Origin of the sequence: Kiloniella laminariae DSM 19542, assembly GCF_000374005.1 — a bacterium.
GTDB classification, from domain to species: domain Bacteria; phylum Pseudomonadota; class Alphaproteobacteria; order Kiloniellales; family Kiloniellaceae; genus Kiloniella; species Kiloniella laminariae.
Genome location: NZ_KB893143.1, coordinates 1 through 11,858 on the forward strand (window position 1 = coordinate 1; position 11,858 = coordinate 11,858).

An 11,858-nucleotide genomic window follows, 5' to 3' on the forward strand; every position below is an offset into this window, starting at 1 on the left:
CCAACATGGGCATTGGCGGTATCACGCCTGCAATGAAACTGAAAATGGCTGCGTAAATTCTACTGAATGAGCCCATTAAAAATGGGAGGATTACCAGAGGTCTTATATTGATTGCCATTTTTCAAGAGAGAATGGGCCCTGATCCCACGGTCGGAAAGAGATGTTGTTCCGTTCTATTATTTTATTGATGAAGACAAGATCTACTTGGCTTAATTGCTCGTGGTAGTAAGCGGGATCGCAAATATCCCAAAGTGAAAATCCTAAGTTTTGTATAGACTGAAGCCGTTCCGAGAGAGCATGTAGCGGGCTTTCTATGATGATAGCGGCTGCATTACGTATCGTTTTATATCCACCGGAAATAATTTTATCTTCTAATCCATCCACGTCAATTTTTACAATATAGTCGTGCTCTTTTAGCATGATCTCGCTGAATAGTGAATCCAGATTCCTTACTTTGATAGCTGATGTCTTATACAGGTTTGGATGGTCGATAATTTGAGGTCTCAAACTAGAATGGGATGTTGTTCCTTTGGTATGTAAATCGTATTCATGGAGGATCATTTCACCATCTAGATCTGAAAGAGCATAAGGTAATAAAGAATATTCTATTCCTGCATTGGTGTAGGTTGATTTGATCTTTTCATAATATTGTGCAACAGGCTCAACTAGGTGGTGTTTTGCCAAAGGGAATGATTTAATTAAAAAAGGTGTCCCAAATTGAACGCCAATATCTATTATGTCAGTAATTGTGTTTGAAATATTAGAGTTAAATAGATGCAGTGCCTGTTCAAGAATTGGTTGCCTGGTCGGAGGGGGGGAAAGCTCTATTGGAATTGAATGATGTTTCAGTGTTTCTTCTATCACATAAAATATTTTATAATGCGGGCAGAATATTGCAGTGATCTTATATTTATTGATGATGCGTAATAACTCGTTGGAAAAATCCTTATGGTAGATCGTTGGGATATAGGCCCATTCTTCATACAGAGACTGTGAGGGGTCGTCAGCGATAGAGGATGCACCGACTGTTTTGTAGTTCAGTTTATCTACTGTTATTTTGTAAGATTTGGCTTCATCTGTGCCGGAGGGGATTATCAATTCTTTTCTAGGAGGAGAAGGGGCAGAGGGCATGTTTGGAACTCTTTAAATCCGAGAAATCAGGAATTATCTTTTTACTCAAAAATGAGTGGAGATGGTATTTACTTGTTTAGTTGGCTGTCGTTTCGCTTGGAATAGGAAATTCCTATTCCGGCCCCAGGATACCAATGTTTTTCTGGCTTTTCACAAAAGAAGATAAAGTCTCTGTTGTTTTTAAGGGAAAATTCAAGTAATTCGTTAGTACTATGCGAATTGTCCCCAAGGATGACAGAACGCTTTGAAAGCTTGTTGCTAATTGTCCGATATTCGCAAGCTTCGTATTCGTTGGAATGGTCGCTGTCATTAATAAAAATATCAATTGTGTGGTTCAGATTTTTGAGGCTTTCTATCGAATCACCATATATGATCTCACCAAATTCAGCATAGGACCCAGAAAGCATGTATCCAGCTTTGGGGTTAATATCTGTACCGTAATAATAACCAGAATTTCCTTCTATGTGGTTCTTCTTGAGGGCAGCAGTAAGTACACAGGCTCCTAATCCCTTGTCGACACCAGTCTCCACAACAATATTGGGTTTTAGGGCCCTGACAATTGCATACCAGCCTACTCTTCGTCCATATCGAGCAGTTTGATCTGCCATAAAGGATAGGCTGCTTTTTGCGATATGCGATGATATATGTTTTTTCAATTCTTCATCATCGCAGATTTCAGTTATATATGAATTTATAATTTCAAACTTTGAGTTTGTAATGGCGGAAATTAAAAAAGCGAGGTGGAGTTTATTCTTTTCTTCGAGATCATATGTGTAATTTGTATTTTCATTTGAATTTTTTAGCCAGAAAATTGTTAGTTTTGCTTGTTTGATAAGAAAGTTTACAGGTGGTTTTGTTCTCGAAATGAAATATAAGAATTTTCTTATTAATCGTCTCATGATGCGAGTGACTTCTTTGTTAGGACTGTATACTAGCCTTAACAAAGAAAGTGGTCGGAAGGCAATGTAGGTTTTGTTTCTTTCTAATCGGGAAGAGTTGAATTGAGTTTGAAAATAAACGTGTGATTGTAATGAAATGTTGGTTTCAAAATTATAGTTTTCTTCGGGACTAAATTTCGGAGCTGTGTCGCGGAATATTATAGAAGCTTAACAAAGCTTCATTTAAAGAATAGCTTGGGAAATAGAATGAGAGTTGCTCAGATTAATCGGTGGGATGTGATGGGGGGAGCTGCAATTGCAGCTTATCGACAACATCAAGCTGTACGATCTGTGGGTGTGGATTCGGTAATGTATGTAAGGGAAAAGCTCAGCAATGATGAAACTGTACAAGAGCTCGATCTTACCTTTCTTTCTATGCTGGAGTTCGAAGAGCAAAAGGAGTTAGAGGCATACGAGGAAGCATTATTAGTGGATTATACTGGTGCGGTTGGAACAGATCTCGGGCCATTTTCACTTCCCTTTGCGCCTTATACTTCTCTAATGCAGAAACAAATCCCTGATATTGACATTATCAACCTTCATTGGGTTTGTGATTTTGTTGATTATCCGAGCTTTTTTGGCTCATCTGCCACAAAAACTCCAATGGTTTGGACATTACACGATATGTATCCGTTTACTGGCGGGTGTCATTATGCTGGGGGGTGTAAGGGGTTTACTCATCAATGTGGTGCTTGCGGGTATATTGCTTCTGAGGTTGAATATGATTTGTCGCGGCAGATATATAAAATCAAAGAAACTGCATTAGCCAAGACACGATTTCCAATGAAGATTGTGACCCCAAGTAAATGGTTGGCCAACGAGGCGCGACATAGCAGTTTGTTTTCTGGTTTTGATATTGAGATCATCCCCTATAGTGTGGACTTAAACCAATTTAAGCCTCGAATGCGAACAGTCTTGCGCGAAAAGTTCGGGCTACCGCAAGATAAGGTTATAGGTTTCTTCCCTTCTCATAATCTGACCGACCCGAGAAAGGGGTTAAGCTATCTTGAGGCTGCGTTACAGGGGTTGACTGCAGCGGAGGCAGAAGGAATGATTTTACTCACTGCAGGATACACAAAAGGGAAGATCCAAAGTCCGGTGGAACATCGATCGCTGTCTTTTGTCAAAGATCAAAATTTAATCAGCCAAATCTATAACGCAGTAGATTTTACTTTCCTTCCTTCTCTAGAGGATAATTTGCCTAATATTATCCTTGAATCAATGGCGAGTGGTACGCCTTTGATTGCATACGATACGGGAGGAGCTTCTGACTTCATTGTAAATGGAGAAACAGGGTGGTTGGTGCCTAAACGGAGTGTTGATGGCTTAGCCAGTGCCATACTTCAGGCGCTGTCGTGTGAGGAGGAGCTGAGGAATAGGGGGATGGCAGCTAGGTTCGTTGCAGAACGAGAATTTTGCCCTTCCGTTCAAGGGAATAGATACCAAGGTCTATATGAAAGCCTGATTGACCAAAAGAATAGTGCTAAATGAGGTTAATCGCATGATGGTCTAAGTGATATGTATCTTGGTTATGGTCAATGAGGCGAAGGGGTCAGATGATGAATATTCAGGGATCTGTTGAAGAGTTGCTTCAAAGACTGGCACCGTTAATTGATATAGTTCCTAGACGAGAAGCTGGAGATCTTGTCTGGAATGGCCAGAAATTTGAATATGTTGATCTGCACAGCTTCTATTACCAATTCAAACAGATCTTTGGTGAAGATCTTTATAATTTTGACGCTATTACTGAGACACCTCGGATTATTGATTGTGGTGCTCATGTGGGGCTGGCCTCACTGTATTTTTTGAAAAATTATCCTCACGCACGTTTGACGAGTTTTGAAGCTGATCCACTAATATTTCAAGTTCTTGAACGTAACCTTTTCAATAATGGTTGCTACAATGTTGTTGCTGAACAAAAGGCGATCTGGACGCATGAAGAAGGTGTGGGGTTCAATTCAACGGCAGATGATTCTGGTGCTATTCGTACTGGAGGGGCCAGGGTTCCCTCGGTTAGGCTATGTGATCTATTGGCGAAGGAGGGGAGGGTCGATCTTCTTAAAATGGATATTGAGGGGGCAGAATATGATGTTGTTCTGGATTGTGCTGATGTGCTGTTTAAAGTCGACCGATTAATTATTGAACTGCATGTTCTTAATCAGAATGAAGTAAATTGTCCTCGAATTGGTAAGTTGCTGTCTTTACTGGAAAAGCAGAGGTTTCGTTATATTTTAAATGACTTGCACTATGCGACTTGGGTAGGTAGGGCCCAAAAACCACCATTTCGGAGGGCGCCAACGGATCGATTCATTTGTACGGTTTTTGCATGGAAAGAAATCGTTGACCAAAATAATTTATCTGAGAAGAATTAATTTATATTTTATCATAGATACTTAGGTATTAATCTGTTGGTTGGTTCTAGTGGTGGTGTCTGATGAAGCAAGGTGTGACTGTCAATTTTGCCTTAATGGGATGTGGGCGTATAGCTCAACGTTATGCTGCTTTGTTGGCCGGAGGTGAGGTGTCGGGAGGGCGCCTTGTTGCTGTTTGTGATCCGCAAGGAGATCGGGCGGAACTGTTGGCGCAAAAGGTAGGGCTGCCATTTTTTAAAGACTTAAATGCTATGATGTCAGGGTACGGGGGGCTGATTGATGTTGTATGTGTTCTGACCGAGAGTGGACACCATGCCAGAGATGTTTTGAATGTTGTGCAAAAGTACGTCAAGCATGTCGTCGTTGAAAAGCCGATGGCTCTTACTTTAAGTGACGCAGACCAAATGATCGCACAGTGTGATCAAAAGGGCGTCAAATTATTCGTTGTTAAACAAAACCGGCTGAACCTTCCTGTTCAAAAACTGCGTGAGGCATTCAGCGAAGGCAGGTTTGGCAAACTTGTTATGGGGAGTGTGAAAGTACGTTGGCATAGGGATCAATCATATTACGATCAAGATGATTGGCGAGGAACTTGGGCTTTGGATGGCGGTGTTTTTGCTAACCAGGCGAGCCATCATATAGACCTCCTCGAATGGTTTTTTGGTGAGCCAGTTAGCGTTTTTGCAAAATCTTCAACCAGCTTGGTTGACATTGAAGTTGAGGATACTGGGGCAGCGATTATTAAATTTAAGTCCGGTGCTATTTGCGTGGTCGAGGCAACTACAGCGGCCCGTCCAAATGATATTGAAGGTTCCCTTACTATTCTGGGAGAGAAGGGGAATGTTGAAATTGGCGGTTTTGCGGTGAATAAAATTTTGCGGTGGGAATTTTCAGAGCCAATGAAAGAGGACGATGAAATACTCCGGAATTTTTCAGAGAACCCTCCTGATGTTTATGGTTTTGGACATAAAGCTTATTTGGAAAATGTTGTAAAAGCTATTTCTTTGGGAGGAGCGTCGTTGGTTGACGGATTGGAAGGGCGCAAGTCTCTTGAGTTGATTTCGGCCATTTATGAATCGATTGAAACAGGAAGAGAGATAGCGTTACGGTTTAGCCCTTCAAAATGTAAGTTGGGTGTGTTGCGCTCAGATTCTTCTTTATGAAGATACCTCTGGTCAATCTAGAAAGGCAACACAGACATCTTCGGGCAGAGTTAGCGGATGCTTATGGGAAAGTACTGGATAGTGGAAATTTTATTCAGGGAGACTTTGTTCGTCGATTTGAAACAGAGTTCGCGAAAGCTCAAGAACTGCCCAATGCTATTGGTTGCGCAAACGGAACTGTTGCTCTTGAAATTGCTTTACGGACCTTGGCGGTTGGGCCTGGTGACGAAGTTATTCTGCCTGCGCACACATTTATTGCCACTGCAGAAGCAGTTTGTGCGGTAGGGGCGATTCCTGTATTCGCAGATATTTCTATTGTCAGTCATACGATAACCGCAGAAGAAGTTCTGAAAGTGTCAACATCAAGAACCAAAGCCATCATACCTGTACACATATATGGCTTTCCGTGTCCTATGGGTGAGCTTCTTGACGTTGCAGAAGAACATAAATGGTTTGTGATTGAAGATTGTGCGCAAGCTCATGGATGTAGTCTTTTGGGGCATCCGGTTGGAAGTTTTGGAGATGCAGCATCCTTTAGTTTTTTCCCCGGAAAGAACCTGGGAGCCTTGGGAGATGCTGGAATTGTTTCTTTTCGGTCAGAGGAAAATGAAACCTACGCTAGATGCTTAATTAACCACGGCCGTTCGAGCAAAAATATCCATAGGTTGGTTGGTGGAAATTTCCGTATGGATGAATTACAGGCGGCTTTCTTGTCTGTGAAATTACCTCGACTGCCAAAATGGAATGCGAACCGACGTGCTCGGGCCAAACAATATAGAGAAGCTTTGGGCTCAGAGGGGTACAGTAGCCCTACCTCTATACCCGGTGCAGACCCTGTCTATCATTTGTTCGTTGTCGCTGTGTCTAACAGGGATGAGGTGATTATGGCAATGGAATCTGCAGGAATTAACTGCGGTATTCATTATTCACCATCCTGTCATTTGCAAGGTGCTATGTCTGGATATTGGCGGAAAGCTTTACCGAATGCCGAACAGATTTCTAGCCAAACGATAAGCCTTCCTATCTGTGGGGAACTTAGTGCCTGTGATGTAGATATCGTCTTGTCTGAATTCTTGAAGATTGCTAAGCCAAATTAGAAAGAATGGATGAACATTGAAGTTTTTACAATATATGTCCTTCTATTCAGAGTATTTAAAGAACTTTTATACGCGGCATTCTGAATTACAAATCGCTTCATTCCAAACGCAGATGATGGCATTGGAGACTGATGGCTTTTCTGGCGGGCATCTGTTTGCTTCCTCAATGAAACATCTCGGGTATGATACGGAGTTTGCTGTTGTTGACTGTATTCCTGCTCAGTGTGCTTGGATGGCGGAATATTGTTCGATGACAGGGAGCCCAAGTCGCTCCGAAATTATTAAGGCTCAGGTAGATAAAATTTGTCCGGATATTCTTTTTATATCTGATCCGGTTGCCCTCAATCCACAGGTTTTGCGTAGGTGTAACTGGAAGCCTCGCCTAGTGATCGCGTGGAGGGCGGCTCCTACGCCGAATGGTTCTGACTGGAGCGATGTTGATTTAATGATCTCTAGCCATGCAGGGTGTAGAAAACAGGCGCTTTCATTCGGGGCAAAAGCGGTCCAAGAATTCAGACCTGGTTTTCCCAATTTTGTATCGAAAGCCTTGTTGGGCGTAGGAAAGGTATTTGACGTGGTGTTCACTGGGCAAGTCGGAGAATACCACCATAAACGTATCGACACGATCAAACGATTAGCAGGAATTACGCGTTTGCAGAAAGAGCAAGGGTTATCACTGTTCTTGCTGAATCCATCTGGGATTGCTCTTGGTATTGCGGAGGCATATGCCAGACCTGCTGTATGGGGTATGGATATGTTTAAGGCCCTCAAACAGGGGCGTATTGTGGTGAATAGTCACGTGGATATGGCGTTGGGGGAGAGCCAGAATATGCGTTTGTATGAAGCTACAGGTGTAGGGAGTTTTCTACTAACAGAATACAGTCCACAGCTTTCAGAGGTGTTCGAACCAGGAGTCGAGATCGAGACTTATGCAAGCGTTGATGAAATGGAGGATAAAATCACTTACTATCTGGACCATCCAGATAAGCGAGAACGTATTGCACAAAAGGGGCAGGAACGCTGTTTAAAGGATCATGGCGTTGAGGTGAGAGCCAAGCAATTGGACGCAATTATTAAAGAGTATCTGTAGGTAATGTTTATGATTTTTATTGAAGTGGTTTGCGGATTTTTGAGAGGTGTATATTGGAAAGTTATTTTGCAAAATCTCAGATTTATGCGGATTTCAGGTGGTGGCACTGTTGAGGTGAAATTTACAAATTAGGGGTAGTTTGGTGCGGCGAGAAGTGAATTTGATGAAGAATTATCCTCACTCAAACCGAAAGGTGGACGAGAGAGGAGATTTAAAAACGGAGGCTGATCGTAGCATCGCCCGGAAGTTTGGTGAGGAATTTTTCGATGGATCACGTGTGCAAGGCTATGGTGGGTTTAATTATGCACCGCATTTTTGGGAAAAAGTTGTCCCTGATTTTCAGATGCATTGGGGTTTAAAGGCTGGTGACTGTGTGCTTGATATTGGCTGTGCCAAAGGTTTTATGCTTTATGATATGATGCGCTTGATTCCAGGATTAACTGTTAGGGGACTTGATATTTCTGAGTACGCTATTGCCAATGCAATTGAAGCTGTTAAACCTTTCTGCCAAGTCGGTACGGCACTGGCACTGCCTTTTCCAGATAAAAGTATTGACGTTACGATCTCCATTGCTGCGATTCATAATTTGGATCGTGGTGATTGTATAAAGGCCCTTAAAGAGATTGAAAGAGTTTCTCGAAAAGGAAGCTTTGTAACAGTTAGTTCGTATAGAGATTCAGAAGAAGAAAAAAGACAGTATGCTTGGAATTTGACTGCGAAAACAATATTAAGTGTTAACGAATGGAAGGAATTGTTCGAGGAATCTGGATATACTGGTGATTATTACTGGTTTATTGCATAATTGTGTTTGGTTATTGGGGATGTTTTTTTGGTATGCCGATTTGTTATGTTTCTCTATTTAGTTGATGAAGGGCGATATTTATTTTGGGCATTGATTTTTTTAAATAAATATTTTCGGAAGACGGCTGTTTTTTATCTAGATTAGATTCAGTTTAATCTATTGTTGAGCGTTTTGTATGATGTATGCGAAATAATTCAGGCAGAATCATGAAGTCAAATATAGAGAAATATAAAAAAATTCTATTTACTCGCCGATTTGAAGAGCGATTACTTTCTGAGTTTGAGAATAATCAGATTAGAGGAACAACGCATACTTCAATTGGGCAAGAGGCAGTTGCCGTTGCTGCGATGTCAGCGTTGGGCGAAAATGATGTTGTATTCTCAACGCATCGTTGTCATGCCCATTTCTTGGCATATGGTGGGGAGCCTCTCGCACTTTTGCACGAAATTATGGGTCATGAAGATGGTATTTGCCAAGGATATGGAGGATCTCAACATATTCATTGGCGCCAATTTTATTCCAATGGAATACAAGGTGGAAATTTACCTGTAGCTGCTGGTGCAGCGATGGCAGAGAAGCTCAATAATTCGAATGCTGTCGTCATGTGTTTTTTTGGAGATGGAACTCTTGGTGAGGGCGTGTTGTATGAGAGTTTTAATCTGGCATCTTTATGGAAATTGCCAGTTTTGTTCGTACTTGAAAATAATCGCTACGCACAAAGTACGCCAATTGAAAAGGGGGTAGCAGGTAGTCTAAGTGATAGAGGGAGGGCTTTTGGAATTTCTGTAGATGAGATTGAAAGTAATGAGATTGGCGAACTTGAGGCAAGGTTCCATTCTGCTGTAAATTCCGTGAGGAAAACGGGCGCCCCTTTTTTGCAGATTATTCATTCATATCGTCTTGGTCCACATAGTAAAGGAGATGATCACAGGAGTAGTGAAGAGATAAGATTTTGGAAAAAACAGGATCCATTATTTCTTGCTGGTCAAAAAATAGCTCCTCAGGTGCTGGAAAAATTGTCGCAAGACGTCACTAATACAATTGATAATCTTTTTTCCGTAGCGATATCAACACGGTACACTAATCAACGTAAGCCTCCTTTGCCACGTCAATTGCCTGATCTGTATGATGGAACTGAAGCTTGGGTGAGTGGAGGAGAGACGGCTTGTGTAAGAAGGTTAAACGAAACGTTCGCTATGCTACTTTCCAGTCAACCGAATGTTCATTTTATTGGTGAAGATATTGATGCTCCATATGGTGGTGCATTTAAAGTCATGGGAGATCTTTCACAATTTTTTCCTAAGCAGGTTCATTCTTCACCCATTTCTGAGGCTGGAATTACAGGACTTGCTAATGGCATGGCGTTGCGTGGATTAAGGCCTATAGTTGAAATAATGTTTGGAGATTTTTTGACCTTGGTTGTTGACCAGGTCGTCAACCATGCTGCTAAATTTGGTGCGATGTATGGTAATAATGTTTGTTGCCCGGTGATTATCCGTACGCCAGTGGGAGGCTACCGTGGCTACGGCCCGACCCACAGCCAATGTCTGGAAAAGTTGTTCTTTGGAATACCTGGTTTAATCGTAACGGCATTAAGTCCGATACATGCGCCTGAGCTTTTGTGGCGTAGAATGTTAGAGATAGATATACCTTGTCTTCATATTGAAAACAAAACCTTATACGGACGATATTTTATTCCGAAAACTGATGGCCGTGTGGCTGGATTTTTAGCTTCATCCTATGGAGATTTTTTTCCGACACTGTTTTTAAATCCAGTTGCAAAAAATGAATCTGTCGATTTGACGATTATAGCTTATGGAGGAATGGTAGAGCTTGCTCTTGACGTTTCTCGCCAGTTATTTGTTGAATCGGAAAAGATTGTTGAGGTTGTCGTGCCCAGTATGATTTCTCCAATACCTATCGACGCAATTTATTCCGCAGCCCAAAGAACAGATGCGATAATCACTTTGGAAGAAGGTACAAAAGCGAATGGGTGGGGGGCTGAAATTATCGCACAGTTGAGTGAAATAATGGGGGAAAGCTTACCTAAAGTTATGAGAATTGCGGCTTTAGACACTATAATCCCGAGTAGTATTGAGCTTGAAGCGTTGGTTCTGCCCCGTATGGATACAATTATTAAACATGCAAAATCGTTGATGAGAAGATGACTAATCCAATCTACATACCCAGAGTTAATGCAAATGACGATATGGTCGTCGTTGTCAGTCTTAATGTGTCTGGAGGAGATATGGTCAATGTTGATGCTGTCTTGGGTCAAGTTGAAACAACAAAAGCGACGATTGATATTGTTTCTACTGCTAATGGGTATTTCTACCCCAGGGTTGAAATTGGTGAGATTCTTCCAGTAGGTAATCTGTTTGGACACGTTCTAGATAATGAAGATCCAATTTTTCTTGAAACTAAAAATGAAAAGCCATGGGACAGAGCACAGCTGCTCGTTTCAGATGCTGCTCGTGCATTATTGGATAAGCATGGATTAGCCCTTGATAATTTCTCAAATAATCAGGCCCTAAGGGCTGAGGACGTCGTTCAGTATCTCGGGTTGATCAACAAGAAAGCCATGTCTAATGATTTTGTGGCGAAAATCAACTCTGTTCCGAACCCCTTAATAATTTATGGAGCGGGACGTCATGGGCTTGTGGTATATGATGCTGTAATTGCGGGAGGTGAATATACGCCGGTTCTTTTGGTGGATGATAGCCCTGATTTGGATGACGGTTTTTATGACTTACCGATTTTGTCCCTTGATCAGTTAGAGCAAGTTGTATTTGAGACAGTCCCTTTTTTCCATATTGCAATCGGGGCTGTACCGTTGGCGAAAGAAGCCAGGAAAAAATGTCAAGATTTAGGGTTCGCCTCGGCAAAAGTTATCCACCCAATGGCATATGTTTCTCCTTTAGCCGAAGTTGGTGAAGGTGTTTTTATTGGGCCGCAAACGGTTGTTGGCCCCAAAGTTGTTATAGGTGACATGGTTCACGTTAATAATGGCGCAACTATTGCACATCATTGTTCTGTTGGTTGTTATGCACGTATCAGTGATGGGGCGCATTTAGGAGGGGCCGTCTCTGTCGGCGAAGGGACATTAATAGGTATAGGTTGTGCGATTAATAAGGATATTGTGATTGGTTGTAATTGTACGGTCGTTTCTGGGGTAACGGTATTTGACAATCTGGAAGATAATATCGTTTTGCGGAGTGATGGAACCCTTTATTATTCTCGGCAAAGTGATTGATTTATTGAGAGG

10 protein-coding genes are annotated in these 11,858 nt (G+C 41.8%); 8 read left to right on the forward strand and 2 right to left on the reverse strand.

Annotated features, from left to right (window positions below; genetic code table 11):
* Positions 1 to 102 precede the first annotated feature (102 nt).
* Positions 103 to 1,131 carry an FkbM family methyltransferase gene (locus B152_RS0110360; protein ID WP_020592349.1) on the reverse strand — a complete coding sequence of 343 codons (1,029 nt, stop codon included), beginning with the start codon at positions 1,129 to 1,131 and terminating at the stop codon, positions 103 to 105.
* A 68-nt stretch (positions 1,132 to 1,199) separates the two neighbouring features.
* Positions 1,200 to 2,030, reverse strand: a complete 831-nt coding sequence (locus tag B152_RS0110365) for a class I SAM-dependent methyltransferase (RefSeq protein WP_020592350.1) — start codon at positions 2,028 to 2,030, stop codon at positions 1,200 to 1,202.
* Positions 2,031 to 2,276: 246 nt separating this feature from the next.
* Between B152_RS0110365 and B152_RS23275 the strand changes: the two genes are divergently transcribed.
* The 8 genes from B152_RS23275 (at position 2,277) to B152_RS25320 (ending at position 11,846) form a co-directional block, all read left to right on the forward strand.
* Positions 2,277 to 3,560 (forward strand): glycosyltransferase, encoded by a 1,284-nt coding sequence (locus B152_RS23275; RefSeq protein ID WP_020592351.1) that lies wholly within the window; start codon positions 2,277 to 2,279, stop codon positions 3,558 to 3,560.
* A gap of 65 nt (positions 3,561 to 3,625) precedes the next feature.
* Positions 3,626 to 4,441 (forward strand): FkbM family methyltransferase, encoded by an 816-nt coding sequence (locus B152_RS25310; protein ID WP_157231030.1) that lies wholly within the window; start codon positions 3,626 to 3,628, stop codon positions 4,439 to 4,441.
* Positions 4,442 to 4,503: 62 nt separating this feature from the next.
* Positions 4,504 to 5,604, forward strand: coding sequence for a Gfo/Idh/MocA family protein (locus tag B152_RS0110380; RefSeq protein ID WP_020592353.1), 1,101 nt, complete (start codon positions 4,504 to 4,506; stop codon positions 5,602 to 5,604).
* Positions 5,601 to 6,701: a DegT/DnrJ/EryC1/StrS family aminotransferase gene (locus B152_RS0110385; protein ID WP_020592354.1), complete on the forward strand. Its 1,101-nt coding sequence runs from the start codon at positions 5,601 to 5,603 to the stop codon at positions 6,699 to 6,701. The genes B152_RS0110380 and B152_RS0110385 overlap by 4 nt, the downstream gene beginning before the upstream one ends.
* 16 nt (positions 6,702 to 6,717) lie before the next feature.
* Positions 6,718 to 7,791 (forward strand): glycosyltransferase family protein, encoded by a 1,074-nt coding sequence (locus B152_RS25315; protein ID WP_157231031.1) that lies wholly within the window; start codon positions 6,718 to 6,720, stop codon positions 7,789 to 7,791.
* 163 nt (positions 7,792 to 7,954) lie between these two features.
* A complete protein-coding gene (locus tag B152_RS0110395) occupies positions 7,955 to 8,593 on the forward strand; it encodes a class I SAM-dependent methyltransferase (protein ID WP_020592356.1) in 639 nt (212 codons plus the stop codon).
* A 206-nt stretch (positions 8,594 to 8,799) separates the two neighbouring features.
* Complete coding sequence (locus B152_RS0110400; RefSeq protein ID WP_020592357.1) at positions 8,800 to 10,761, forward strand: dehydrogenase E1 component subunit alpha/beta; 1,962 nt, start codon at positions 8,800 to 8,802, stop codon at positions 10,759 to 10,761.
* Between the two features lie 80 nt (positions 10,762 to 10,841).
* Positions 10,842 to 11,846: a PglD-related sugar-binding protein gene (locus B152_RS25320; RefSeq protein WP_157231032.1), complete on the forward strand. Its 1,005-nt coding sequence runs from the start codon at positions 10,842 to 10,844 to the stop codon at positions 11,844 to 11,846.
* Positions 11,847 to 11,858: the final 12 nt, after the last annotated feature.